Source organism: Gemmatimonadota bacterium, from assembly GCA_041390125.1.
Lineage (GTDB): Bacteria > Gemmatimonadota > Gemmatimonadetes > Longimicrobiales > Gaopeijiaceae > JAGQIF01.
This window is the reverse complement of the sequence record JAWKQN010000010.1, coordinates 88,931-114,988: the sequence shown is the minus strand read 5'-3', so window position 1 is coordinate 114,988 and position 26,058 is coordinate 88,931. Positions and strand designations below refer to the sequence as shown.

Genomic DNA, 26,058 nt, shown 5'->3' with positions numbered 1-26,058 from the left:
CGGACGGTCAGCCCGCGAGCTCGTCGTAGAGGTGTGCCAGGGCGCGCGTGCCCTTCTCGAAGCTGTCGAGCGGGAACCATTCGTCCGGCGCGTGCATGTTGGCGCCCGGGAGCGCGAAGCCCAGGAGGAGCGCCGGGGCGCCCAGGATCTCCTCGAACTCCACCACGATGGGGATGGAGCCGCCTTCCCCCACGAGGACCGGCGGCTGGTCGAAGGATCGCGCCAGGGCGCGCGAGGCGGCGTCCACCAGGCGGCCTTCCACCTGGCCCTTCCAGGGCCGCCCGCCGTGCAGCTCCAGCACGTCCACCTCCACGCCGGCCGGGGCCACCTTCCGGACGTGGGCCCGGAACAGTTCGGCGACCCGCGCGGGGTCCTGATCGGGGACGAGCCGGAAGCTGACCTTGGCCATGGCCTTGGCCGGGAGCACCGTCTTGGCGCCCTCGCCCTGATAGCCGCTGGAGAGGCCGTTCACGTCACAGGTGGGACGGATCCAGAGCCGCTCCGGCACGCTCCACCCCGCCTCGCCGCCCAGGCTGCTGGCGCCCGTCTCGGCCAGGAAGGACGCCTCGTCGAACGGCAGCGCCCGGATCCCTTCGCGCGTGGCTTCCTCCCACTCCACCACGTCGTCGTAGAACCCGTCGATGGCGACGCGCCCCCGCTCGTCGTGGAGCGAGGCCAGGATGCGCGCCAGCGCGTTGGCCGGATTGACGACGGCCCCGCCATAGGCGCCCGAGTGCAGGTCTCCGCGAGGCCCGCGCACGCGCAGCTCGAAGTAGGCGAGCCCGCGGAGCGAGAACAGCAGGGACGGCTGGCCGGGCGCGAACATGGCCGAATCCGAGATGACCACGGCGTCGCAGGCCAGGCGGTCCTTCATGGCCTTCACGAACGGCACCAGGTTGGGCGAGCCGATCTCCTCCTCGCCTTCGGCCAGGACGACGACGTTCACCGGCAGGGAGCCGCGCGCGCGCAGGTGGGCCTCGATGGCCTTCACGTGCAGGTAGAGCTGGCCCTTGTCGTCGGCGGCGCCCCGGGCATGGATGCGGCCGTCCCGGACGGTGGGCTCGAACGGCGGCGAGCTCCACAGGTCGTCGGGGTCGGACGGCTGGACGTCATAGTGGCCGTAGACCAGGACGGTGGGGGCACCTTCGGGGGCACCCCGCCACTCCCCCAGCACCACGGGGTGGCGGGCCGTCTCGTGGAGGGACGCGGTGAGCCCCGCGGCCTCCATGCGCTCCTGCAACCAGGTCGCGGCGCGGCGGGTGTCGGCGTCGTGTGCGCTCGAGGCGCTGACGGAGGGGATGCGCAGGAACGCGAAGAGCTCGTCCTGGAAGCGGGCGAGCTCTCGGCCGATGTACTCCTGCGGGTCGGAGCTCAAGTGAGCCCCCGGACTCCCCAGCGATAGATGAACGTGAACAGGACGGCCAGGAAGAGGCCGCCCGCCATCCCGCCCAGGGAGAGCGCCCGCGGATCGAAGAAGTGGAAGATGCCCACGCCCAGCATCCCGCCGATGACCGCGGCGAAGGCGCCCAGGACGGCGATGACCGTGGCGTGTCCGGGCGTTTCGTCCTCGAGCTTGACGACTGCCTTCATCAGCAGGCCGATGACGGCGCCCATGACGATCCAGATCCCGATCCCGATCCAGTTTTCCATCGATGACCCTCGGGCCTTTATCTCAGCGAGACACGTGCTACCGCGGCGGGAATCTAGAAAGGCCGGGCGGGCTCGGCCACCGGGGCGGCCTCGGCCGCGTACCCGGGCCGGGCGGCCTGCGCCCTACCGCCCCATCCGGCGCTTCAGCTCCTCCAGCCGCTCCTCCACGCTCGGCTCCGGCGCCGAGCGGCCCAACGAGTCGAGCTCGGCCGCCAGGTCGTCGTAGCGGGGCCGCTCCCCGAGGGCGTCGGCCACCTCGTCCGCCGCGGCGGTCTCGTGGTCCGTGCCCTCGATCTTCGACTCCATGCGGTCCAGCTCCGCGAACAGGGCGTCCGCTTCGCCGAGCGACCCCCGGGCCTGGCTGCGACCGGCCGTGGCGGTGAGGCGCTCGCGCTGGGCGCGGGCCTCCTTGAACTTGACCGTCATCTCCTCGATCTCGGCCGTGCGCACCGTCCGCTCCTGCCGGAACGCGCTGAGCTTCTGCTCGAGGATCTCCACGTGGCGTGCGTGCTTCTGGGCGAACTGGAGCGCGATGGCCGCGGTCTCCTCGTCGCCGATCCCCTGGGCCATGGCCTGGCGCCGCAGCGCCGTCTTGGCCTGCTCCTCCTCGTGCGCCAGCCGCTTCTCGGCCACTTCGATGTCGGCGTCGAGCTTCTTCACGTAGGCACGCGTATCCGTCATCTCCTGCACCATCTGCTGGAGCAGGCGATCGACGACCTCGGGCACGTCCTCGCGTCCGAGCTCCTCCTTGAAGTTGGAGACGGCCTCGCGGAACGCGCGCCGGAGGTCCTCGAACATGGACATCCGGCGCGCGCTAGTTGAGGAAGGGCTCGATGCGCTGCGCGAAGGAGTTGCGCGCGCGATGCAACCGGCTCTTCACCGTGCCCAGGTTCACGCCGGTGATCTCGGCGATCTCCTCGTAGCTCTTCCCTTCCAGCTCCCGCAGACGGAAGACGAGGCGATGATGCTCCGGCAACGTCTCCACCGTGTCCTCGACCAGGCGACGCAGATAGCGCTTCCGGTAGAGGTCGTCGGGCCGGAGGCTCAGGTCCTGGAACTGGAGGGGGCGATGGTCCTCGTCCCAGTTGCTCGTGAGCTTCTGGAACAGCACCAGCGGCGAGCGCGAGCGATTCCGCAGCTCGTTCTTCGCCAGGTTGCTGGCGATGGTGTAGACCCAGGTCGAGAACTTCTTGGACGTGTCGAAGCGGTGCAGGTGACGCGTGACGCGGATGAACGCCTCCTGCACCAGGTCCTGCGCCCGGTCGGAGTCCCCGGTCTTCCGGGTGATGAAGTGGATGAGGCGGTCCCGGTAGCGGTCGTACAGCTCCTGGAACGCACCGGGGCGTCCCTCGAGGTGCGCTTCGACGAGGCCCTCGTCGGTCAGCTCCCCCAGGGGCACGAGGTCCCGAGGGGACTCCTCGTGTGCTTCGGTCGGATCGATCAGCCCCGCAGGGTGGCCGTCCGTGAGAACGCTAGGCATAATTCGGCGTCCGGGTTCAGTGGATCCGGATCCCCGTGACAACAGGGCCGCTGGCGTGACGCTTCGAGCGGCGCTCGAAGGTGCGCCGGACGACCCTGGTGCGGTCGTACCGTGGCGGGCCGGGTTACCGGCTACGGCGAACGGGAATATGGGGGAACAAACCGGGCACTTCAAGGGATAACTGACGGTTTTCCTTGAAATTAGGGCACTCTCGGCCCCGTGGGCCGGCCCTGCAGCGCGGCGAGCACCCCACCGCTACCGAAGCCTTCGTAGACCGCCGCGGTTCCCTCCGGCGCCCGCTCGCGGGAGCGGAGCGCCTCGTCCGCCGCCGCTTCGACCTCCGCGGTGGCTTCGGCCTCGACGGCCCGGAGCCGCTCCTCCGGCATCCCCAGGCGGGCCAGCACGGCCTCGTACATGCCCACCGGGTCGCGCTGCCCCCACCACTGGAACAGCTCGGCCGGGAAGGTCTCGCGGGCCTCGCGCTCGTCGTGGGTGGCGTGCCCGCCCATCCGGAAGGTGGTGGCCACCAGGGCGCGCGGGCCCTCTCCCCGGCGACAGGCCTCCGCGGCGAGCCGGGTGGCGACGTACATCTCCAGCAGGTTGTTGCCGTCGCAGGTCTCGCTCGGGATGCCGTACATGGCGGGCCAGGCCTCCAGCGACCCGGCGGTGTGTTGCTCTGCCCGGGTGCCCAGGGCCACCTGGTTGTTCTGCAACACGAAGATGACCGGGAGGTCCTGGACGGCGGCCAGGTTGGCGCCCTCGTGGGCCTCGCCGCTGCGCGACGCGCCGTCCCCCACCCAGGTGAGCGCCACGCGGGATTCGCCCCGGTTGCGGAAGGCCAGGGCCACCCCGGCCATCACGGGCACGTTGGTGCCCATGTGGGAGATGGGCTGGTAGACCCCCTTGGCGGGATCGCCCACGTGCAGGTCCCGCCCCCCGTTGGGTGAATCCGACGTGGCCAGGTAGGCGCGGAACAGGTCCGCGATCGGCAGGCCCATCAGGATGCACGCGCCGGCATTGCGGATCATGGGCATCACCACGTCCGTGCCGCGGTGCAGCGCGGCCACCGGGCCCACCGTGGCGGCCTCCTCGCCCGTGCCCAGCCAGGCCTTGGAGATCACGCCGGTGCGCACCCAGCGCTTCAGGCCGATGTCGTGCAGCCGGGTGCGGAGCAGTCCCCGGTAGAGCTCCAGGAGCTCGTCCGCCCCCAGGGCCGCCAGGATCCCACGGCGCTCCGGGGTGCGGCCCGCGCCGGCCAGGTGCTCGTCGACCAGCGCCGGATCGGCGCTCCAATCGAGGTATTCCGGGGGATCGAAGGCAGGGTAGCGTCGCATCAGGGACCCAAGTTAGCAGGTCGGGCTGGACGGGGAATATCTCCCATGCGTTGCCCTCGCGGGGAGCGCGCCCGAGATTGCGGCCCCCATCGTTGGGTCGCCTACCCCCCGGATGCTCGACCAGACGTGAATTCGCTACAGAGGCGCGTTTCGGCCGTGGTGGGGCTTTCCATCCTGGAAGCCATGCGCTCCCTGGACCGGCCGGAGGAATACCTCACGGAGGAGGATCCGACCGTCACGCTTCCCCGGCGGTTCGGGCTGAGTGACGTCATCGGGTCCCGGATCCGCTACTACGAGCAGGCCGTCCGCAAGAAGAGCCGGGTGGCCGGCGCGGAGATCAACGATCTCGTGGCGTTGGTGGTCCGCCGCCCGGACTCGGACCAGGTCTTCCGCTGGTCGGGACGCGCGCTCGTGGATCGCCTGGGCGGCCCGCGACGGTACCGGCGGGTGATGAAGAAGGGGCTGCTGGGTCGTCTGGCCCGTCGGCGCCTCTCCAAGGACCTGGCCCAGATGTTCGGCGGATCCATCGGGACCTTCGAGGCGGGATCGCTCACCTTCGTGAGCCGGGACCCGCTGTTCCTGGAGACCGATCCCGGAGGGGACCCCTGCAACCTGGTCTCCGGCGTCCTGGAGGCCATCCTGTCGCGCGACGCCGGGGAGCCGGTCAAGGTGAGCTACGTCCGCGAGGTGGGCGTGCACGGGCCCCAGTACCGCTGGTCGGTCCGGGACGCGCCGCCGCTCCCGCTTCCCGGCCCCGAGCCGGTCCCGGCGGCCCGCGCCGACCGCGGCACAGGGGTGCCGGCAGCCGATCCCGTGCCCGCGGCCGACCCGGTGGCCGCCGCGGAGCCCGTTCCCGCAGTGGACCCGGAGGAGGAATGATCGAGGAAGGCGACAAGGCACCCGCGTTCGCGCTCCCCGCCGACGACGGCACCACCGTCCGGCTCGCGGATCTCGAAGGACGCAAGGTGATCCTGTACTTCTATCCCAAGGACGACACGTCCGGCTGCACCGCCCAGGCCTGCGAGTTCCGCGACACGCGCACGCGGATCGACGAGGCCGGTGCCGTGGTGCTCGGCGTCTCGCCCGACCCGGTCGCGTCGCACCAGAAGTTCAAGAAGAAGTACGACCTGAACTTCCCCCTCCTGGCCGACACCGACCACAGCGTGGCGGAGGCCTACGGCGTGTGGAAGGAGAAGTCGATGTACGGCCGCACGTACATGGGCATCGAGCGCAGCACCTTCGTCATCGACGAGAAGGGGGTGGTGCGGAAGGCCATGCGGAAGGTGAAGGCGAAGGGCAACGCGGCCGAGGCCCTGGCGGCGCTGGACTGATCGGTTCGGCGTGGAAGGGGGCGTGCGCGGTCGGTGCCCGCCTCCCGGCCCGCCGAGGGTTCCCCCCCCGATCCCTACCGCTCCGCCGCCGGGCGGGGCGCGGTCTCGTGCAGGGCGCGGTGGGCCTTGTAGAAGCAGAGATCCTGCACCACGGTCAGCCCGGCCGCCCGCGCCGCCGCGGCGGCCACGTCCGCGCGGATCCCCTCCTGCAGCCAGATCACCGGGCGCTCGCTGCGGGCCGCGGCGACGTCGACGATCCGGCGCGCTTCCTCGGAGGGCCGGAAGACCACGACCATGTCCACCGGCTCCGGCACGTCCCGCAGCGACGGACGCGCTTCGCGTCCCAGCAGCCGGTCCGCGTGCGGGTTGACCGGGATGATCTCGTAGCCCTTCGCGGCCATGTACGAGGGCACGCGACGGGCCGCCTTGGTGGGGTCACGACTCAGCCCCACGACCGCCACCCGGTGGACGCGGTCGATGATCCCGGCCACCGCTTCCGCGTCGGGATTGGCGGGATCGCTGGAGCTGGCCAGCACGGCGCGCAGGCGTTCGATCGGATCCATGCTCGTCGGGGACGGGGGGCGGGTGGCCGGAGGTTACCGCGCCGGCAGGGATGGAAGCAAGCGGTTCCGGTCGGTAGAATGGGGCCATGACGCTCAATCTCTGGCTCGCCATCGTTGCGGGCGTGGTCTTCGGCTTCCTGGGCTGGATGCTGGGTCGCGGTGCGGGACGCGCCCAGTTGGTCGCGGCGCTGCGACGGTACGCCGCGGATGTCTCCGCGGGCGCGCCCGCCCGGCCCGACGCTCCCGAGGTGGTGGAGCTCGACCGTGCGATCCGCACCCACTGGACCCCACGGGGCACCGAGTTCCGGGAGGCCGCGTCCCGGGCCCTGGACCGGGTCACCGCCTACCTGCACCACAACGTGGAGCGGCCGCTGGCGCTCGCCGCCGGCGGACCTCCCGCCGTGCTCAAGGACGGCGTGGAGGAGGCACTGGGCGCGCTGGCCGACCTCGAGTTCTTCGCGGCGGTGCCTTCGGCGGACGTGGAGACGCTCGACCTGGGGCGGGTCGTGTCCGAAGTGGCCGCCGAATACAAGGACGATTCCGGCGCGGACCTGCGGGTCCACGAGCCCGGACGCGCGGTGCGGGTGCTGGGAAATGGGGAGCGGCTCAAGGACGCGCTCTTCCTGGTGCTGCACAACGCCGGGCACTTCGGTGCCGGGGAGCCGGTCGAGCTGCGCATGGGCGAGCACGACGGCAACGGTCGCGTGATCGTGTCCGACCGCGGACCCGGCTTCACGGCCGAGGCGCTCTCGAAAGCCTACGACCCCTTCTACACGACCGTTCCCTCCGGTCTGGGGTTGGGCCTGACCCACGCCCGCCGCCTGGTGGAGGCGATGGGGGGCGGCATCCATCTGCGCAACCGGGACGGTGGCGGCGCCGAGGTGGAGATCGGCCTGCCGTCCGCCTGACGGGGTGCCGGGCTGCGGCGCGTCCCTACACCCAGCCGTACACGTGGTACAGCATCACGTAGACGACCAGACCCGTGACCGAGACGTAGAGCCACATCGGATACGTCCAGCGCGCCAGGCGCCGGTGCTCCGGGAAGCGCTGCCTGCGGGCCAGGAACAGCAAGCGCAGCACCAGCGGTACGATGACCACCGCCAGGACCATGTGTGAGAACAGGATGGTCAGGTAGGCCGTGCGCGCGAAGCCCGTTCCCGCGAACTGGTGCGTGCCCGTGAGCGAGAACCGCAGCACGTAGAACACCAGGAAGAGCGCGGAGGCGGTGACGGCGCCCAGCATGGCCCTGCGATGCGCCTCGATCCGCCGGCCGCGGATCAGCACGAAGCCCGCCACGAGGAAGCAGGCGCTCGAGAGGTTCAGGAGCGCGTTGAGGGGGGCGAGCAGGTCCCCCAGCCGTTCCGGATCCATGTGGACGATCGGGCGCGCGTGGGTGGATCAGGCGTGCGTGAGCGCCCGCTCGGGCGGGGTCGCCACGGCGGGCGCGTCGCGGTCGACCGTCGTGGCCGCCGTCCCCACCAGGGTGGCGAGCAGACCGGCCGCGACCACGGTGTGGAGCGACACCGGCACCACGGCCAGGAAGGTGTGGACCGACAGGAAGCCGAGGCCCACCTGCGTGAGCACCAGGACCGACGCCAAGGTCATCCCCCCGGCGGCGCCGCGCGCGTGCGCGCGCCAGACCCGCGCCGTCCCGTACAGGATGAAGACGGCGGTCAGGACGGCGACCAGGCGGTGGGTCCAGTGCAGCGCGATGGGCCACTGGTCCAGCGGAGGGACCCACTCGCCGATGCAGAGGGGGATGTCGGGGCAGGCCAGCCCCGAATCGGTGTGCCGGACGGCGGCCCCGAGCAGCGATTGCACGAACACGAGCGCCGCGCCCGTCAGGGCCACGAAACGGACCTCCCGGCGGGCCTCGGGGAGAACCCCGGTGCCGCCGGAGCGCGAGACGACCGCCAGCCAGGTGGCCAGCGACAGGAACAGGAACGCCAGACCCAGGTGCGTGGTGCTGACGGCGTCCGGTAGCTTGAACAGGACCGTGAGGCCGCCGAACACGGATTGCACCAGGAGGAGCCCCAGACCCGCCACGGCGCCCGACCGGACCGCGCGGGACACGCCAGGCTCGCGGAACGCGAACCAGGTTCCCGCCCCCCACAGGAGCAGCAGCCCACCGGCCACCAGCCGGTGCAGGTGCTCCCAGAAGATGCCCCCCTCCATGACCGGGACCATGGTCCCGTAGCAGGTCGGCCAGTCGGGGCACGCCAGGCTGGATTCCGTGGCGTGCACGACGCTGCCCAGCAGCAACAGCCCGAGCGTCCAAGGCAACGAAAGGACGAAGGCGCGACGATGCAGACGTGGAGACATGGCAGCAGCCGGTACCCAGGCGCTCAGGCCCCGTTCCTCGCGTGGGCCCCCCGGGCGTCCCACCTGTGCAGCGCTTCCTGAGGGGGTAGCTTCGTGGAGATGCAGGAGAGCAAGCGGAAACTGACGGCCCGGGAGACCCTGGGGTTCATCCGCCGCGTGATGCCGCGGGTGCGGCCCTACCGGCGCGCCTTCTGGGGCGTGGCGTTGCTGCTTCCCCTGTCCACCGCGATCGGGCTGGTCTTCCCGCTGATCGTGCGCGGCCTGCTCGATGCCGCGTTCATCGCGCGGGACGGCGCGCTGCTGAACCGCGTCGCGATCGGGCTCATCGTCCTCTTCGCGATCCAGTCGGTCCTCAACTTCGGGCAGAGCTACCTGTCGGCCTCGGTGGCCGAGCGGGTCGTGGCCGATCTGCGTCGCGACATCTTCAACCACCTCGTGCTCCAGTCGCCCGGTTGGTTCGCCACGCGTCGCGTCGGGGAGCTGAGCTCGCGGCTGGCCTCCGACGCGGGGCTGGTGCAGGGCGTGATCCGCTTCGGTGTGCCCGAGATCGTCCGGCAGGGCGTCTTCCTGGTGGGCGCGCTCGTGCTGCTCACGCTGACCCATCCCGGCCTGACCCTGATCACGCTGGTGGCCGTGCCCTTCGCGGCCGTGGTGGGATGGCTCTTCGGGCGGCGCGTCCGCAGCATCAGCGCGCGGATCCAGGACCGCCTCGCGGACGCCATCGCGCGCGCCGAGCAGGTGTTCACGCAGATCTACACCGTCCAGAGCTACACGCGCGAACGGTGGGAGATCGCGCGCTTCCAGGAGGACGTGGACGCCACGCGGGACCAGGGCCTGGAGCGCGCCGTGGCGCGCGCCGCGCTGACGGGCGCCGTGACGTTCTCGGCCTCGGTGGCCATCGTCGCCGTGGTGTGGCAGGGCGGTCGTCTGGTGCTCCAGGACGCGCTGACGCCGGGCACCCTGGTGGCCTTCCTGCTCTACGTGGTCACGATCGCGGGGGCCGTCACCTCGCTGGCCGGCTTCTGGGCCAACCTGCAGGAGGCGGCCGGCGCGGCGGGCCGGATCTTCGAACTCCTCGACGAGCCGCGCGAGCTGAACGATCCGTCCGCTCCGGCGCCGCTGCCCGCGCCGCTCGAGGGGGTCGTGCGCTACCAGGGTGTGTGGTTCCGGTACGGGGACGACCTGCCGTTCGTGCTGCGGGGCATCGACCTGGAGGTGGGCGCGGGCGAGCACGTCGCGCTCGTGGGATCCTCCGGGGCGGGCAAGACGACCATGTTGTCGTTGCTCCCCCGCTTCCACGATGTCGTGGGGGGCCAGGTGCTGCTCGATGGTGTGGACGTGCGCGAGTTCGGCCTCGCCGACCTGCGCGGCGCCGTCGGGGTCGTGCCGCAGGAGCCCATGCTGTTCGCGGGCACCGTGCGCGAGAACCTGCGCTACGGAAATCTGGAGGCCACCGACGAGGAGGTGGAGGAGGCCGCGCGCGCCGCCCATGCCCACGAGTTCATCGCCGGCTTCCCCGACGGGTACGGACAGACGATCGGGGAGCGCGGCGTCACGCTGAGCGCCGGACAGCGGCAGCGGATGGCCATCGCCCGCGTGATGCTCAAGCGTCCCTCCGTCCTGATCCTGGACGAGGCCTCGGCGTCGCTCGACTCGGAGAGCGAGGCGCTCGTCCAGGATGCCCTCGAGCGTCTCATGGAGGGGCGTACGACGCTGGTCATCGCGCATCGTCTGAGCACGGTGATGCGCGCGCACCGGATCGTGGTCCTGGACGGCGGCCGCATCGTGGACGAGGGCACCCACCTGGAGCTGCTCGATCGCTCGGAGGTGTACGCCCGGCTCTACAAGCGGCAGTTCGATCAGGTGTCGGGCGCGGCCTGAGGCCGCGCCGGCCGCCGGCAGGCTCCGACCCGCCCTTCACCCCGCGACGGCCTCTTCGCGGATCAGGGTGAAGGAGGCGAGAGCGCTCCCGGCCGCCAACGCCGCTCCGACCCATGCGGCCGAAGCGAAGCCCGCCACGAGATCGACGTCCGCCTCCCCCGCACCCACCAGGACCAGACCCAGGAGCGCCGTGGCGATCAGACCCGCGGTGCGGGAGATGGCGTTGTTCACCCCGGCTGCGATGCCCACGTAGTCCTGCTCGACGGCGTTCATGACGGCGGTGGTCAACGGCGCGACGCTGATGGCCATGCCGGAGGCCATGACGAGGAGGCCTGGCAGGATCCCGCTCCAGTAGGTCATGCCCGGTCCAGCCAGGACCGCGAACAGCATGAAGCCCGCGGCGACGAGCAGCGGACCGACGGTCAGGGTGGTGCGGATGCCGATGCGGACGGCCCATCCACCGGCGCTGCGCGACAGCGTTCCCATGATGAGCGGGAACGGAAGCATCGCCGCTCCGGCGCCGGTCGCGGAGAATCCGAGGCTCGTGATGAGCACGTAGGGCAGCAGGACCAGCACCCCTCCGAGCGCGCCGTAGAGCAGCAAGGTCAGGATCGAGATCCCCGAGAAGCTGCCCGACCCGAAGATCCCGAGCGGCATCATGGCCTCCTGCCGCTTGCGCCGTTCCACGATCAGGAACGCGGCCCCGAACGCCAGGCCGGCCACCGCGGCAGCGAGGACCCGCGGGTCGCGCCACCCGGCCGCCGGAAAGCGGATCAGGGCATAGACGAGCGTGGCCAGCGTCAAGGTCGCCAGGAGCGCGCCCTGCAGATCGGGCGGGGTCCGCTCCTCTCCGGGTTCCTTGGACTCGCGGATGCTGCGCTGCCCGACGATTCCGGCCGCGAGCGCGGGCGGGACGACGATGGCGAAGGCCCAGCGCCAATCGAGCGCGTCGATCAGCAGTCCTCCAAGGAGGGGCGCGGCCGCCCCCGCGATGGCGCCTGCCGCGGCCCAGGTGCCCACGGCCTCGCCGCGCTCCTCACCGGAGAAGCCGTCCGCGAGGATGGCCAGGCTGTTGGGCGCGAGCAGCGCAGCGCCGATGCCCTGGAGGAAGCGGAATCCGAGGAGGATCGGTAGCGTCGGGGCCAGCGCGCAGCCCAGCGTGGCCAGCGTGAACCCGAGCAAGCCGAGCATGAAGAGGCGCTTGCGGCCGAAGCGGTCCCCGAGGGCCCCACCCACCAGGACCAGCGCCGAGAGCGGAAGCAGGTACGCGTTGACGATCCACTGCACCCCGGTGGCGTCCACGGCGAAATGCCGCTGCATGGAGGGGAGTGCCACGTTGATGATCGATCCCACCACGAACGCGAGGCTGGAACCGAGGATGGTCGCCACCAGGGTGCCGTTCTTCGATGGGCACCGGCTCGCGCCCGGCGGTCGGGCCCGCGTCTCGTCACATGGCGGAGGGATCGCGGTTGCCACGAGGCGGCTTCCTGTTCGAGGGAGTCTTCGCAGGCGGGTGCGGCCGGCGGATCCGTCCGTCCCCGGTACCGCGCGAGATCGCCGCTCGGGAGGCCCGGGGGGTGAGGGCGGGCGGCCGACGCGGACCCCGGGCCCCGGACCGGTCAGGCCCGAAGCCGCGGGGCCGGCCCCACCTTCGCGGGGCTACCGCTTCGGGCGGAAGGCGCCGCGCAACGTACCGGCATCGAAGCCGGCGGGCGCCTCACCGGTGGTGGCGTAGCGGTACAGCGCGGCCGAGTACACCGTCGACAGCGCCGAGCTGACCAGCGAGGCCAGGAGGATGGCGCCGATCAGCGATACCACGGCGGCGATGGCCAGCGCAGGGGAGATCGAGGCGGCGCCGATGATGCCGAGCACGCCGACGACCGCGATGACGATGAATACCGGGACGAAGACCAGCGCGATGCTGGCGCTGCCGGCGACCTGCTCCCCCCAGGTGCGACGGAACAGGGCCGCACTCTCCTTCACGGCCTCCAGCGGATCGACGTCCTTGCTCACCAGGACCGGGACGGCGAGGTAGGTGGCCACCGACCAGGCGCTCCCCACCAGGCCGGTCAGCAGACGGCCCAGCACGCCCACCCGCTCCGCGATCATGCGGATGACCATCCCCACCGTGGCGGCCAGGACCGCGTAGCCCAGGATGGTGCCGATCCGTTCCGTGGCGATCCGGAACCCGTCCGCGATGGTGGGATCGCCGCCGTCGAGCCGGATCAGAGCCGCACCCACCAGCGCCGAGTTGAAGAAGAAGATGATGGTGTAGCTCACCACGTAGAACAACACCGCCAGGATGCCACTCAGGGCGCTCCCGCCGTCGCTCGCGACCGACGACTGCAGGTCCGTGAGCACTCCGGCTCCGAAGAAGCTCGCGCCGACCACGGCCAGCGCCAGCCCGGAGAGAGCGGGGAAGATCAGGAGCTCGGGGTCCTGGGTCAGCACGCGGCCGCTGGCCTTCACGAGGGTCCAGCTGTTCCGGAGCCGGCTCAACATTCGCAGTCCTCCAGGGCGGGGGTTCCAGGGCGGGCGCACGACCGGGCGTCCTCCCTTCGCTGTACGCAAACCACGGGCCGGTCCTTCACGGGGGGTCCAAGGCGCGGGCGGCCCGGCCGGCGCGGGTCACCGCCCTTCGTCCGTGGCCGCCGCGGGTGCCTTCAGCCAGCGCTCGTACCATTCCAGGATCCGCTCGTGGTAGTCGCGCACCGCCGCCTCGTCCGTGCGCGGCATTCCGTGCCCCCCGTCGACGTAGCTCACCCACTCCACCGTCTTCCCCAGCCGCCGCAGGGCGTAGTACATCTCCATGGTCGTGCGCTCGGGCACGTTGTGGTCCTGGCCCCCGGTCATGAGCAGGAGCGGCGTTTCGATCCGGTCGGCGGCCATGATGGCCGAGTGCGCGATGTACTTCTGGGGCTGCTCCCACAGCGTGGCGCCCAACCGGTCCTGGCTGTTCTCCGGTGCGTGGATGTTGCGGACGCCGAGCCGGGGGCTGTCCGTGTAGAAGCTGATCATGTCCACCTTGCCGGAGATGTTGATCGCGGCTGCGAAGCGGTCCGTCTGTGTCACCAACAGATTCGTGGCATACCCGCCATAGCTGGTGCCGTGCACGCCCAGCCGCTCGGGGTCGGCGATGCCGCGATCGATCAGCGCGTTGGCGGCGGCGCTGACCCCCTTCAGCCACGCTTCCCCCGGATAGCCGGTCTCCAGGTCCACCGACGGTTGCAGGACTGCGTAGCCCTGGGCGTTCAGCAGCGCGATGGTCGAGTTGAAGCGATCGTCGAAGAAGGTCTCGTAGACGATCAACACGGTGGGGACGGGACCGGCGCTCCGGGTCCCGGCCGGGTGGTAGAGCACGCCGTGCATCCGGTCGCCGTCGACGTCGCGATACTCGATCAGCTCGGTGGTGCCCAGCGCCCGCTCCGCCAGCCACGGATTGGATTCCACGAGGCGGACCGGCCTCGTGAGGTCGGCATCGGCAGCCCACACGTCGTAGGGTCGGTTGCCGCTGGCCGCCTCCCAGACGAGCGTGCTCCCGTCCTCGGAGAGTTGGACGGATCCCTGCAGGTCGGGACCCATGCGCAGCTCGGTGCGGGTGTCGGCCTCGACGTCGTAGCGGACGAGCCCGCGCTCCCAGGCCGTGCGCGAGGCGTAGCGGAAGTAGAGCGCCTCGCCGTCGGGGCTCCAGCCCACCAGGTCCCAGGAGGGGGCGCGCTCCGCTTCGTCCTCGTCCGTGGGACGTTCGACGATGCGCCTCCGGCTCCCATCGGCCGCGTCGATCAGCCACAGCCCGCTGCGGCTCGACGCCAGCACGTGCGTGCCGCCGGGCGCCACGCCCTGCACCGTGTACCGTTCGGGGCCGTCGGCGGAATCCCCGGCGGCCCGGGCGCTGGAATCGGCGGCCACCTCGGGCGTGAGCGGCCGGGCCTCGCCTCCCGACAGGTCCCCGAGGAACACCCGACCCTTGTCCGCCCAGGCGTGGTGGGTGTGACCGTCCGACCAGACCAGCCTGCGGTCTTCGGGCACGCGCGTCACCGTCCGGGCCGCGGTGTCGCCAGGGGCCTGCACGCGGACCTCCACGGTCGCCCCGAAGATCACCTCGTAACTGGTGCGCTCGGTCACGTCGGCGTCGAAGACCACTGTGTCGCCCACGAGCTCGAATCCGCCTCGTCCCAGCGTCGTGGCGTCCAGGCGGTCGGTGGCCCGACGTGTGCCCGGATCCCACTCGAGCAGCTCCACCTCGCTGCCCATGCGGCGCAGGCGCTCCCAATCGAGGAACGGGTCTTCGCCCTTGTAGACGGTGATGGGACCCTGCGTGAGTCGTCGGAACTCCGCCCGTGCCTCCTCCAGCCAGCCGGCGCGCCGGACCGGGAGCACGAGGGTGCCGCGGGACGACCAGCGCGGGGCGAACCCGCTCTCGCCCGCGAGGCGACGTCCCTCCGGCAGCGCTTGCCAGCGCAGCCGGCGCGCCGCGATGTCGTAGAGGCCGAGGCGGAACCCGTCGTCTTCGTGGACGATCAAGGCGAGCTGCCCACCATCGGGGGAGAAGCGCGCCGTCACGAGGTTCACGCGGGTGCCGAACACGTCGTGGAGCGCCCCGCTACGTGTGTCGACCAGGTCGATCCGCTCCGCGGCGGGCGCCGTGTAGGTGGGATCGCCGGTGCGGTAGGAGTCCACACCCAGGCGGTCCGCCAACGAAGCGCGCGCGACGACCAGCCAGCGGCCGTCGCGGCTGAGATCGACGACGTCGGCGCTGGCCACCCGCAGCACATCGTCGACCGTGAAGGCGGACTGCGCGACGGCCGCAGCGGCGGACGCCAGCAGCACCGGAGGCGCGGGAAGGGCGGCCAGCAGGACCGCGGCCAGCCGGGAGCGGGATCGGAGCATGGGTCGCCTCGCAGCGGGAGTCGGTGCCTGAATGTGCGACCGTCCCCGGGTCGCGGCCACCGGTGCGGGCGTCCCGCGCGGAGCGTCAGGCCCGGGGCAGACGCGTCCAGGCCGACACCGTCGGCCAGAGCACCCGGAACCCCCCCTCCGACAGGGCCTCCTCCCGCAGGCGCGCCTCCAGCGTGTCGAGCGGCTCGAGCGGATCGGTGGACAGACCGGCCGCGGCGGCCTGGGGGGCCATGCTGCGCACGCTCTCGACCATGTAGCGGTCGAGCGGGCTGTCGGGCCCTCCCTCCAGCCGGGCCTCCAGCCTCAGCGTGGGCCGGGGCAGGCCGGCCTCGACGAAGACCTCGCCCAGGCGCAGCCCCGCTTCGGTGTCGGCACCGGCGCTCGCGATGACGCGGGTCTTCCACTCCACGACCGCCCGGTACAGCGGGGCGTCGGGGCGGGACTGCAGGCCGTCGCGCAACGTGACCGCGGAGGACTCCACGAACGCCACCAGCGCACCCGGACGCAGCAGCGGCAAGAGGGTGCGCAGCATGAGCGCCGGGTCGGCCTGATGCATCAGGATGAAGCGACCCACCAGCGCGTCGAAGGGTGCCTCGTCGAGCTGCGTTCCGGCCGCGGCGGTCTGGAAGTGGACATGGTGGAGGCCGGCCGCCGCCGTGCGTGCGCGCGCCGTCTCCACGCTGCCCGCGTCGCGATCGATCCCGAGCACGTAGCCGGTGGAGCCCACCATCCGTCCCGCGAGACGGCTCACGTCGCCCGAGCCGCACCCGACGTCCAGCACACGCATACCCGTCTCCAGGCCGGCGTCCCCGAAACAGCGTTCCGTGGTGTCGCGGTAGAGCAGGCCCTGCAGGTCCAGACGATCCAGCTCACGGCCGGTGTGCCCCAGCACATACGTGTGCGCCATCAGTGCTGCTCCTCGAACAGGGTGCGGAGATCCGGCTTGACCACCTTGCCCATCGCATTGCGCGGCAGGTCCGCGGTGACGACCAGCGCGCGCGGGATCTTGTAGGGTGCGAGACGCTCCTTGGCCCAGGCGCGCAGCGTCTCCAGCTCCAGGCCCTCGCTGCCCGTGGTCACGACCGCCGCCGCCACGCGTTCGCCCCACTCGGGGTCGGGCAGGCCCACCACCGCACACTCCGCGATCCGCTCGTGCTCGCGCAGCACGGCTTCGATCTCCAACGCGGAGATCTTGTACCCGCCCGACTTGATGATGTCCACGCTCTGCCGTCCGAGGATGCGGAAGTAGCCGTCCTCGACGATCGCTTCGTCCCCGGTGCGGAACCACCCGTCGTGGAACGCAGCCCGGGTGGCGTCGGCACGCTGCCAGTATTCGCGGAAAAGCTGTGGACCCCGGATCTCGATCTGTCCCGGGCTGCCTTCGTCCAGCGGCAGGCCGTGTTCATCCACGAGGCGTGCCGCCACGCCCGGCAGGGGCATCCCCACGGTGCCGGGTCGGCGTTCGCCGTGCAGCGGGTTGGAGAGCCCCATCCCGATCTCGGTCATGCCGTAGCGCTCGAGGAGGACGTGACCCGTCATCTCCTGCCAGCGCTCCAGCACCGGGACGGGCAGCGCGGCGGATCCGGAGACCATGAGGCGCAGCGAGGCGGCCCCCTCGGACCAACGGCGCCGCCGCTCGGGCGGCGCCGCCTCCCAGGCGTGGATCAGGCGTCGGTAGATCGTCGGGACCGCCATGAAGAGCGTGATATCCCCCTCCGTCAGGCGATCCCAGACGCGGTCGGCGTCGAAGGGGTGGGCGAACGCACAGGACGCGCCGGCACCCAGCGCGCAGGACAGCGCATTGATGATCCCGTGCACGTGGTGCAGCGGGAGCACGTGCAGGATGCGGTCGTCCGGCGTCCAGCCCCATGCATCGATGAGCGCGTCCACCTGGGCCCGGATCGCACCGTGGGTGCTGACCACGCCCTTGGGTCGGTTGGTGGTACCGCTCGTGTAGAGGATCATCGCGGCCCGTTCCGCGACCAGCGCGCTCGGGGCGTCCCCTGCGGGCGGAGCGGCCCCGTCGTCGAGGGTCACGAGCGGCAACCCGCGGCTCGCGCACAGGGACCTCAGGCGGGCGCCGTGGGCCGCGTCCACCAGCACGGCGCTCGGGCGTGCGTCCTCGAGCACGTACGCGAGCTCCCGCTCCGGATGCGACACCGCCAGCGGGACCCAGACGCCTCCTGCCCGCCAGGTCCCCCACTGCGCGGCCACCCAGCGGGGGCCGGGCGCCAGGAGGGCGCAGACCCGCGGCTCGGGCTCACCGCCCCCCAGCAGGGGGATCAGGCGCGCGCGGACGGCCTCGGCGGCCTGGTGCAGCTCGCCATAGGTCCAGACGGTCCCGTCGTCGAGCAGCGCGGTGCGCTCGGGGCGTCCGCGTCCGCGCTCGACCAGAAGGGCTCCCACCGGTACGACTCCTCGCTCGGGGCGCTGTAGGTCCCGCAACCTCCAGCGGACGGCCGTGTCCCGGCAAGGGAGCCTTTCGTCTTCCCGCCTCTGCTTGCGGCCCGCGCGCCGAGGCTTGACGATGGTCCATGGTCTGGCAGCGCTTCGCCGCGGATGCGCTGGTCGTCGTGCACCTCGCGTTCGTGGGCTTCGTCCTCCTGGGCGCCCTGCTGGTGGCCCGATGGCCCCGATGGGCGTGGGTCCACCTGCCGTCCGCCGCCTGGGGCGTGTGGATCGAGCTGAGCGGCGGGGTCTGCCCGCTCACCCCGCTCGAGAACCGACTCCGGCGCGCGGCGGGGGGAGGTGGGTACGAGGGCGGCTTCGTGGAGCACTACCTCCTGCCGGTGCTCTATCCATCCGGCCTGACGCCCGACGTGCAGACCGTCCTGGGCCTTCTCGTGCTCCTGCTCAATGCCACCCTCTACGCGTGGGTGCTGTGGCGCCACCGCGCCTCGCGGAGCGCCGTGTGACCGGCCGGGGCGGGACCGGGCTCGCCGTGTGCGGGGCCGAGGCGCTCCCGGCGCCGTGCTGCGCGGCGTCGCGACCGGGTGGTCCGGAGTAGGCGGATTCCCCACTGGCGCGGAGGAGAACGCCGGATCGAAGCTGCGGAAGAGGGTCCCGAACTTCAGTGCAGATCACCTGCGGAAAGGGACACTCCGATGCGCACGACACTGCTGCTCGCCCTGGGGCTCCTGCTGAACGGCTGCGGCATCGCCATCCGGGCCGGGGCAGACTACCGGCCGGGGACTTCGCTCGAGACGTATCGTACGTTCGGCTGGGGTCCGGCCGACGACATGCCCACCGGCGACGCGCGCCTCGACAACAACACCTTCTTCCACGAACGGATCAAGCAGGCGATCGCGGAGGAGATGACGCGCCGCGGCTTCACGTATTCCGAACGGGCGCCCGATCTCCTCCTGCACTACCACGCGTCCGTCCGGGAGCGCGTCGACGTGTACGCGGCGGACGAGGAGCTGGGGTACAGCAGCGAGTACGGCCGCGGCACCCAGGTGGTGCAGTACGACGAAGGGACCCTGCTCGTCGACATTGCACGGGCGGATGGCATGCACATCATCTGGCGCGGCTGGGCGCAGGGGGATCTCGGAAGCGTCATCGACGATCCGGAGGCGCTGCAGGAGCAGATCCGGGAGTCGGTGCGCCTGATGTTCGACCGCCTGCCCACCTGAGCCGGCGGTCGCGTCCAGGCGGGACGGCGTCGCGCGGTACTCAGCGGGGCGGAGGGAGCCGGCCCGTCGTGTCGCGGGCTGCCTCCCGCGCCCGGGCATGCGCCACGACGTCTTCGATCCGGTCCGCGAGCCGGGCCAGGGCGCGACGCCGGCCCCCGACGATCCGACGGAAGATCGTGCGCGCGGTCACGTAGGCGATCCCGACGGCGGTGAACGGTAGCATCCCGGTGAGCAGCGCCGATCCGATCGCCTGCCCGATGGCCACGCCGGCGCCGACGCCGAGGCCGACCCCTCCTCCGCCCACGATGCCGCCGAAGAGCGCGCCGGCGGTGTTCCCGAAGCGTTCCTCGATCCGCAGCCGGGTCTCCCCGTCGCGGCTGCTCACCATGATCTGCGTCATGCGCGGGTGCTGCCCACCCGCCGTGGACGAGAAGTTGAGCGTCCGGCCCACGAGCGACACCTGTCCGGTCGTGTTGGCCGCGGCATTGATCTCCGGCACCAGGCCTTCGAGCTCGTCCGGCGTGAGCGTGCCGGCGAACGTGCGCTCGATCAGCAGGGTCGGGCGCTCCCCCAGGAAGATCCTGGCGGCGCCGCCGGTGGGGGGATCGTGATCCAGCTCGTGGACCGCGCGGCGGACGAGGGCGGCGTCGATGCCGGCTTCGCGAGCGATGGACTCGAGCTCGGCCAGGGTCAATCCGTCTCGCGAGGGTGCCGCGGACTCGTGACGCTGCAGCTCCGTGGCCCGCTTGAGCAGTCGTGCCACCTCTTCGTCGCTGTAGCGCCGCGCGGGCAGGTCGGTCTCGCTCATGTCGGATGTACGGGGAAGGGGCCTGCGGCGTTCAGGTGCCTGGATCAGCGCGGCGCCGGCAACGTCTCCAGCAGCCGGCCCGCCTCCACCCAGGCCTCCTCCAGCGCCGCGTCGATCCGGTTGCGCTCACGCAGGAGGGATGTCTGCGCGGCGTGGTAGCGTCCGCTCTCCGGGGCCGCCTCCGCCAGGACCCGAGCAGGGGCCAGACCGGGCAACGGCCCGTCGGAGATGCCCGGATCGGGATGGTGGATCGAGCCGGGTACGTACAGCACCTGGTGGAGGGGCCGCAGGATGCGCACCAGCGCCAGGTCCACGGCGGGATCCGCGGACGCGGCGGTGAGCCGCTGTGCGATCTCGCCTGCCCGCTCGCGTAGACGCTCGAGCCGGGCCGCCGAACCCTCCAGCTCCAGTCGCCCCGTGGACGCGGCCGAGCGCAGCTCGAGCGCGCGCCGGAACTCGTCCATCTGGGCGATGAGGTCCACCGGGTAGAGCGGCGCGTTCAGCAGCGTGGCGAGGGTCGCGGCGTAGAGCCGGGTGTCCTCGAGGAGCACGTCCGGTCCGATCTTGTCGAACGTGTCCTCCGGTGTGTGCCACCACCAGTAGCCGCCTTCGGAGGCCGGGCGGGTCCGGTTGAGCTGCAGCAGGGGCAACGCGACGCCGTTGAAGCTCTGGTCGGAATCCCGCCCGGGGCGGCCGGGATCCACCTGCTGTCCCGCGAGGGACCCCAGGGTGGTGACGGCCAGCGGAGCCAGGGACGCCGTCGTGGTCGCACGCAGGTCGGTCGCCCCCATCTGCCCGATCCCGTCGACGTTCACATAGGCCAGGGCATGGTCGCGCAGCTCCATGAAGTGGGAGTCGGCGTACCACGTGGAGCCCGAGTAGCGGCCGGTCGAGTGGCCGGGCCACCAGGCCACGCGCAGCCCCCGCCGCAGCTCGGCGCGACGCGCGTGGAACTCCAGCGCGAGGGCGAGCATCGCCGCATTCGACGCGCCCTCGTCGGTGGCGCCCTGGTGCCACGCATCGATGTGGCCGCCGAAGAGCACGAACGGCGCGTCGGCGTCCCGCTCGGGAACGATGTGCGCCACCGGAAGCCGCAAGGTCGTCCAGCGCGTCCGCAACCAGGTGGAGAGCCGCACCTGCGTGTCGGGCTCGCGCGCGAGGAGCGCGCGGAGGGAGTCGCCGTCACTCCGCCGCACCTCCACCACCGGGATGCGTGGTAGACGGTGCACGTTCTGCAGCGAGGGATTTCCCCACGTGGTGGTGACGATCAGGTCGTTGAGTCGCTCCTCCGGCGCGACGAAGATCACCCCGACGGCGCCGAGGGACTGGAGCATGCGGGTGGGCACCCCGCGCGGTTGGCCGGTGACGAGCGCGATGCGACCGCGCACGCGTCCGAGCGGACCGGTCGTGTCGTACGGAGCGGGGAAGACGAGCTCACCGGTGCCCGTCTCCGGGCGCGGCAGGTCGTCGAGGGCACCCACGTCCACGAGCGACCCGGTGAGCGAGTCGGTGGCGACGGAGAAGGAGGGCGTGATGGCATAGGGACGGAAGGCGCTGCCCACGTGCTCGACCCGCGCCGAGTCGGGAGTGCTGATCAACCCGTCGAACTCCAACACCTCCGAGGGCACGCCGGCGGAGTCGAGCCGGGCCAGGATGTGCTCGATGGCCGCGGCCTCACCCGGACCGCCGGACGAGCGCTCCTGCGCGACGATCACGCGTGCGTCCTCCAGGAGTCCCTCGGCGGTGAGGGCCGCGGAGACGGACGCGCCCAGCTCGGAGCCGGACGGCAACGGAGGGCCCTGGGGTTCGGGCTCCGCGCAGGCAGCGATACCACAGAGGAGCGCGGCCGGCAGGGAGAGACGTCGGATGGCTGGCACCGTGCATCCTGCGGGGGGAGGACGTCGGAGGCGATCGGCGCCAATTGACCGTATGGCCCCGCCCCTGCGCCAGAGGCGGACCGTCGTCAGCGCGCCGCGGCTCCGATCGTGGGACGCATGCGACGCTCCGCTTCCTCCAGGGCATCCAGCGTGTCCACGTCGATCCAAGGCAAGCCCGTGACGTCGACGGCACGGGCCAGGCCGGCGCCCGCCAGCGTGCGGATGCCGTCGGACAACTGATACCGTCCGCGGCGCTGCGCCTCGTCCAGCGCGGTGACGACCCCGTGGGTGCAGAGGAACGCGCCCGTGTCCACGCCGTTCCAGTCGTCCAGCGTCTTGCCGATGGCGTCGAAGTGGTCGCCGCGGACCCGGACCTTGGTGGCGTCGTCCAGGTCGTGCACGGCGGCGGGGTCGAGGTCGACCGCGAGGGCCACCCCGCCCTTCGGCGGAGGAGACGCCGCGAGGGCCGCCAGCACGCCCGGCGCGACGATGTGGTCGCCCATCAGCAGATAGAAGTGGGACGCATCCGCCGCCCGCGCGGCAGCGTGGGCGCTCACGCCGTTGCCCTTCTCCCAATCGGGGGCGCGCACGCAGTCGATGGCGAGACCCAGAGCGTCGGCCGTCTCCCGCGCGTGCCGCTCCAGGAGGTCGGCCTCGTACCCGAGGGCGAAGACCACGCGTCCCACGCCGGCCTCCCCACACGTCTCGAGGACGCGGCGCAGCAGGGAGCGACCGGCGACCGCGGTCATCGGCTTGGGAACCCCGGAGCGGAGGCGCGCACCTCGACCGGCCGCGAGGATGACGGCCGGAAGCGGGTTGCGAACGGGGGTGGCGAAGGCGTAGTCCATGGCGTCACGGAACGGTAAGCGGTCCGTAACGTAACGGTCGACAGTCGGGATGAGAAACGTGACGGCACGCGCGGTCCTGTTCGGAACCCAGAGCTACGCCGTGGGGGTCCTGGCCCCGCTGGCGGACGCGCTGCGCCGGCGAGGGTCCGAGGTGGCCTGGCTCTTCGAAGGCCCGGGCGCCGAGCACGTCCCGCGCGGCGAGCACGTCCTGGAGGGCATGGCCGATGCGCGCCGTTGGGGCTCCGACGTCGCCTTCGTCTCCTCGGACAGCGTGCCCCACTTCCTGCCCGGGCTCAAGGTGGCCGTCTTCCACGGCCTCGATGCCCGCAAGCGTCCCGACGATCGGGGGCACTTCCGTATCCGCGGGTACTTCGACCTCTACTGCACGCACGGCCCGTCCACGACGGGACCGTTCCGGGCGCTGGCCGCGCGCCACGGGCACTTCGAGGTGGTCGAGACCGGCTTCCCGAAGCTCGACCCCGCGTTGCGCGCGCCAAAGCCCCGCACGACGTCCGAGCCCATCGTGCTCTACGCGCCCACCATGACGCCCGGCCTGAGCTCCGCGGACGCGTTGCTCCCCACGCTCGCGTCGCTCGCCGCGAAAGGACGGTGGCGCTGGCGGGTGAAGCTGCACGCCAAAGCCGAGCCGCGGCTCCGTGACGCGTACGGCGCACTCGTCGGCCCGCACCTCGAGCTCGTGGACGATCCCGACCTCGTGCGTGTCATGACCGACGCGCATGTCATGCTTTCGGATACGTCCTCGGCGCCCGTGGAGTTCGTCGTGCTCGGTCGACCCGCGGTCACCTTCCGACACCGGGAGCCGGGCCCGTGGTTCATCGACGTGCGGGAGCCCGCCGAGGTGGAGGGTGCGATCATCCGGGCTCTCGCCGATCCGCCGGATCTGCGCGCTGCCATGGAGCGCTTCGCCTCGGAGGTGCACCCGTGGCGGGACGGCCGTTCCGCCGATCGCGTCGTCGACGCAGCGCTGGATCTCCTCGGGCGCGGGACGGGTCACCTGCGGCGGAAGCCCCTCAACCTCTGGCGCAAGGTCCAGGCGCGCTGGCGGTGGCGCTGGTGGGGAGGGGCGGGCTGGTCTGGCTGATCGGCGCGCGACGCATCATCATGGTGCGTCAACAGAAGGAGCCGTGCCGGTGTACATCCGCTTTCGACGCCGTCCGCGCGCGCCACTCGGGCTCGCGGGACTGGCCATGCTCTACGCGCTCTGCGCGTCCTCCGCCTCCGCCCAGACCCCACCCGCCGCAGTCGCCAACGACCAGCTACCTCGCCCCGATCTGACCGCCGTGCGCGCCAGCACGCCGATCCGGCTGGATGGTCGGCTGGACGAGGAAGCCTGGGCGGCCGCCGAGCACGCCGTCGGTTTCGTGCAAGCCGAACCCCGCGAGGGCCAGGAAGCGTCGGAACGCACCGAAGTGACCGTGCTCTACGACGACGAGAACCTCTACGTCGGCGCCATGCTCTGGGACAGCGATCCGGCTGGGATGGTCGTCGGTGAGATCCGCAAGGATTTCAACGAGCAGGAGCAGGATCTCTTCGCCGTGGCGTTGGACACGTTCCACGACGGCCTGAACGGCTACGTGTTCATGACCAATCCGGAAGGCGCGCGGGGGGACCGGCAGGTCGCCGGCGAGGGACGGGAGGTCAACACCAGCTGGGACGCCGTGTGGGACGTGCGCACGCAGCGTCGGCCCGACGGATGGTCGCTGGAGATGTCGATCCCGTTCCGGGCGCTACGCTTCGACCCGGCGGCCGGCGACACGTGGGGACTCAACTTCATGCGGCTCATCCGCAGGAAGAACGAGATCGACTACTGGGCGCCCATCCCCCGGGCCCTGACGTTCAACCGCCTCACGCTTGCGGGTGAGCTGCACGGGCTACCGTCCGCGGGCGCCAGCAGGGACCTGCGGGTGAAGCCGTACGTTCTCGGCGGCGCCGTGCGTCCGGTTGCCGGAGCCGCCTACAGCCGCCAGACCGAGGCGGGCGTGGACGTGAAGTACGGACTGACCCAGGGCCTGACGCTCGACCTCACGGCCAACCCCGACTTCGCCCAGGTCGAAGCGGACGAGCAGCGTGTCAACCTCACGCAGTTCTCGTTGTTCTTCCAGGAGAAGCGCGAGTTCTTCCTGGAGAACTCCGGCCTGTTCTACGTCGGGGACGCAGCACGCAACACGCGTGTGCGCCTGACGCCGACCCCCGACGAGGACCTGTTGCTGTTCTACAGCCGCCGCATCGGGCTGTCCGGGGGGGCGGCCGTCCCGATCCTGGGCGGCGCCCGCCTCACAGGCCAGGCGGCGGGCATGTCCGTCGGTGCGCTCGCCATGCGCACGGACGGGCTCGGAGACGTGAGCGGGAACGACTACGCCGTGCTGCGGGTCCGCCGAACCGTATCCACGGGCTCGGACGTCGGCGGCATCTTCATGTTGCGTCGCGCCACCGAGGATGGGGCCACCGACTTCAATCGTGTGTACGGGGTCGACTCCTACATCCGCCTTCCGGGTGCGATCGACTGGAGCACGTACGTCGTACGCACGCAGACCTCCGGTCTGGTGCTCGACGGCGAGTCCGATCCCGGCACGTGGAACGGGCAGTATGCCTGGCGCACCTCCCTCAACCGTGAGGGCAACTTCCACCACATCAAGTTCGGTGCGATGCAGCTCGGCGAGAACTTCAACGCCGACCTGGGCTTCTTCCGCCGGACGGGAATCCGGAAGTACTTCATCGACTGGGGTCTGCGGCCGCGGCCCGAGGCGCTGCGGGCACGGGGTGTGCGCGAGATGCACCCACACATCGTGTGGAGTTACTACGAGGACCTCGACGGCCGGATGCGCGCCAAGAACCTCCACACCGGCTACACCTTCTTCCTCAACAACGGAGGGTTCTTCGAGCTGTCGGTGAACCCCGCGTCGGAACGCATCGACGCGCCCTTCCAGATCGACTCCCGCTACGCGCCGATCCCGGTGGGCAGCTACGACTGGACGACCGTGCAGCTGCGCGCCAACTCGGATGCCAGCCGGGCCTTCTCCGCCAACGCGACGCTGGTCACGGGTGGCCTGTGGAACGGGGATCAGAAGTCGGTGAACGCAGGGGTGACGTTCCGCCCGACCTACCAGTTTCGCGCGCAGGTCTCCGTGGATCGTACCTGGGCGGACCTGCCGATGCCCGACGCCCGCTTCACCACGACGTTCTGGACCGCGCGCACCAACTACTCGTTCAGCCGCGACATGTTCGTGGATGCGCTCGTCCAGTACGACCCCGTCAGCGAGCAGTTCAATTCGAACATCCGCTTCAACTTCATCCACCATCCGCTGTCCGACCTGTTCATCGTCTGGAACGAACAGCGGTTCTTCGATGGGACCGGCACGCTCCCGGGACGGAGCCTGCAGATCAAGGCGACCCAGATGGTCGCGTTCTGAGC

At 71.4% G+C, this 26,058-nt stretch carries 24 protein-coding genes; 8 read left to right on the top strand and 16 right to left on the bottom strand.

The features are described 5' to 3' along the window. Positions 1-7: 7 nt before the first annotated feature. From R3E98_12300 to R3E98_12280, 5 genes are all read right to left on the bottom strand, one after another. Positions 8-1,375, bottom strand: coding sequence for a dipeptidase (locus R3E98_12300; protein MEZ4424183.1), 1,368 nt, complete (start codon positions 1,373-1,375; stop codon positions 8-10). Next, positions 1,372-1,650 (bottom strand): hypothetical protein, encoded by a 279-nt coding sequence (locus R3E98_12295; GenBank protein MEZ4424182.1) that lies wholly within the window; start codon positions 1,648-1,650, stop codon positions 1,372-1,374. The genes R3E98_12300 and R3E98_12295 overlap by 4 nt, the downstream gene beginning before the upstream one ends. Before the next feature lie 123 nt (positions 1,651-1,773). Continuing rightward, positions 1,774-2,448, bottom strand: a complete 675-nt coding sequence (locus R3E98_12290; GenBank protein ID MEZ4424181.1) for a hypothetical protein — start codon at positions 2,446-2,448, stop codon at positions 1,774-1,776. A 16-nt stretch (positions 2,449-2,464) separates the two neighbouring features. Beyond that, positions 2,465-3,130: a sigma-70 family RNA polymerase sigma factor gene (locus R3E98_12285; protein ID MEZ4424180.1), complete on the bottom strand. Its 666-nt coding sequence runs from the start codon at positions 3,128-3,130 to the stop codon at positions 2,465-2,467. Between the two features lie 200 nt (positions 3,131-3,330). Beyond that, the gene (locus R3E98_12280) at positions 3,331-4,464 is read right to left on the bottom strand and encodes a thiamine pyrophosphate-dependent enzyme (protein ID MEZ4424179.1); all 1,134 of its coding nucleotides are present in this window, start codon (positions 4,462-4,464) and stop codon (positions 3,331-3,333) included. A gap of 126 nt (positions 4,465-4,590) precedes the next feature. Here R3E98_12280 and R3E98_12275 point away from each other — a divergent pair, with 126 nt between their 5' ends. Both R3E98_12275 and bcp read left to right on the top strand, forming a co-directional pair. Continuing rightward, on the top strand, positions 4,591-5,343 hold the full coding sequence (locus R3E98_12275; protein ID MEZ4424178.1) for a hypothetical protein: 753 nt from the start codon (positions 4,591-4,593) through the stop codon (positions 5,341-5,343). Further along, positions 5,340-5,795, top strand: coding sequence for a thioredoxin-dependent thiol peroxidase (bcp, locus tag R3E98_12270; protein MEZ4424177.1), 456 nt, complete (start codon positions 5,340-5,342; stop codon positions 5,793-5,795). Before R3E98_12275 ends, bcp begins: the two co-directional genes overlap by 4 nt. Positions 5,796-5,869: 74 nt before the next feature. Here the strand turns inward: bcp and R3E98_12265 are convergent, their stop codons facing one another. Beyond that, complete coding sequence (locus tag R3E98_12265; GenBank protein MEZ4424176.1) at positions 5,870-6,358, bottom strand: CoA-binding protein; 489 nt, start codon at positions 6,356-6,358, stop codon at positions 5,870-5,872. Between the two features lie 86 nt (positions 6,359-6,444). Between R3E98_12265 and R3E98_12260 the strand changes: the two genes are divergently transcribed. Continuing rightward, complete coding sequence (locus tag R3E98_12260; GenBank protein ID MEZ4424175.1) at positions 6,445-7,266, top strand: HAMP domain-containing sensor histidine kinase; 822 nt, start codon at positions 6,445-6,447, stop codon at positions 7,264-7,266. Between the two features lie 25 nt (positions 7,267-7,291). Here the strand turns inward: R3E98_12260 and R3E98_12255 are convergent, their stop codons facing one another. Together R3E98_12255 and R3E98_12250 are read right to left on the bottom strand one after the other, a co-directional pair. Next, on the bottom strand, positions 7,292-7,729 hold the full coding sequence (locus R3E98_12255) for a DUF420 domain-containing protein (GenBank protein MEZ4424174.1): 438 nt from the start codon (positions 7,727-7,729) through the stop codon (positions 7,292-7,294). A 27-nt stretch (positions 7,730-7,756) separates the two neighbouring features. After that, positions 7,757-8,680: a COX15/CtaA family protein gene (locus R3E98_12250; GenBank protein MEZ4424173.1), complete on the bottom strand. Its 924-nt coding sequence runs from the start codon at positions 8,678-8,680 to the stop codon at positions 7,757-7,759. A 99-nt stretch (positions 8,681-8,779) separates the two neighbouring features. Between R3E98_12250 and R3E98_12245 the strand changes: the two genes are divergently transcribed. Next, a complete protein-coding gene (locus R3E98_12245) occupies positions 8,780-10,561 on the top strand; it encodes an ABC transporter transmembrane domain-containing protein (protein MEZ4424172.1) in 1,782 nt (593 codons plus the stop codon). Between the two features lie 36 nt (positions 10,562-10,597). Here R3E98_12245 and R3E98_12240 read toward each other — a convergent pair whose 3' ends face one another. The 5 genes from R3E98_12240 to R3E98_12220 form a co-directional block, all read right to left on the bottom strand. Next, complete coding sequence (locus tag R3E98_12240; GenBank protein ID MEZ4424171.1) at positions 10,598-11,950, bottom strand: MFS transporter; 1,353 nt, start codon at positions 11,948-11,950, stop codon at positions 10,598-10,600. Between the two features lie 270 nt (positions 11,951-12,220). Further along, entirely contained in the window at positions 12,221-13,063 is an 843-nt protein-coding gene (locus tag R3E98_12235) for a DUF6159 family protein (protein ID MEZ4424170.1), read from the bottom strand. A 126-nt stretch (positions 13,064-13,189) separates the two neighbouring features. Further along, positions 13,190-15,451: a prolyl oligopeptidase family serine peptidase gene (locus tag R3E98_12230; GenBank protein MEZ4424169.1), complete on the bottom strand. Its 2,262-nt coding sequence runs from the start codon at positions 15,449-15,451 to the stop codon at positions 13,190-13,192. An 85-nt stretch (positions 15,452-15,536) separates the two neighbouring features. Beyond that, positions 15,537-16,367 (bottom strand): class I SAM-dependent methyltransferase, encoded by an 831-nt coding sequence (locus R3E98_12225; GenBank protein ID MEZ4424168.1) that lies wholly within the window; start codon positions 16,365-16,367, stop codon positions 15,537-15,539. Further along, on the bottom strand, positions 16,367-17,866 hold the full coding sequence (locus R3E98_12220; protein ID MEZ4424167.1) for an acyl-CoA synthetase: 1,500 nt from the start codon (positions 17,864-17,866) through the stop codon (positions 16,367-16,369). Before R3E98_12220 ends, R3E98_12225 begins: the two co-directional genes overlap by 1 nt. Before the next feature lie 128 nt (positions 17,867-17,994). Here R3E98_12220 and R3E98_12215 point away from each other — a divergent pair, with 128 nt between their 5' ends. Further along, positions 17,995-18,375, top strand: a complete 381-nt coding sequence (locus tag R3E98_12215) for a DUF2784 domain-containing protein (GenBank protein MEZ4424166.1) — start codon at positions 17,995-17,997, stop codon at positions 18,373-18,375. A 189-nt stretch (positions 18,376-18,564) separates the two neighbouring features. Further along, entirely contained in the window at positions 18,565-19,092 is a 528-nt protein-coding gene (locus tag R3E98_12210) for a DUF4136 domain-containing protein (protein ID MEZ4424165.1), read from the top strand. Positions 19,093-19,132: 40 nt separating this feature from the next. Here the strand turns inward: R3E98_12210 and R3E98_12205 are convergent, their stop codons facing one another. The 3 genes from R3E98_12205 to R3E98_12195 form a co-directional block, all read right to left on the bottom strand. Beyond that, positions 19,133-19,900 carry a hypothetical protein gene (locus R3E98_12205; protein ID MEZ4424164.1) on the bottom strand — a complete coding sequence of 256 codons (768 nt, stop codon included), beginning with the start codon at positions 19,898-19,900 and terminating at the stop codon, positions 19,133-19,135. Between the two features lie 44 nt (positions 19,901-19,944). Beyond that, complete coding sequence (locus R3E98_12200; protein MEZ4424163.1) at positions 19,945-21,777, bottom strand: M28 family metallopeptidase; 1,833 nt, start codon at positions 21,775-21,777, stop codon at positions 19,945-19,947. Between the two features lie 86 nt (positions 21,778-21,863). Continuing rightward, positions 21,864-22,625 (bottom strand): NTP transferase domain-containing protein, encoded by a 762-nt coding sequence (locus tag R3E98_12195; GenBank protein ID MEZ4424162.1) that lies wholly within the window; start codon positions 22,623-22,625, stop codon positions 21,864-21,866. A 49-nt stretch (positions 22,626-22,674) separates the two neighbouring features. Between R3E98_12195 and R3E98_12190 the strand changes: the two genes are divergently transcribed. Both R3E98_12190 and R3E98_12185 read left to right on the top strand, forming a co-directional pair. Then, positions 22,675-23,727, top strand: a complete 1,053-nt coding sequence (locus tag R3E98_12190; protein ID MEZ4424161.1) for a CDP-glycerol glycerophosphotransferase family protein — start codon at positions 22,675-22,677, stop codon at positions 23,725-23,727. A gap of 49 nt (positions 23,728-23,776) precedes the next feature. Next, entirely contained in the window at positions 23,777-26,056 is a 2,280-nt protein-coding gene (locus R3E98_12185) for a DUF5916 domain-containing protein (protein ID MEZ4424160.1), read from the top strand. Positions 26,057-26,058 lie beyond the last annotated feature (2 nt).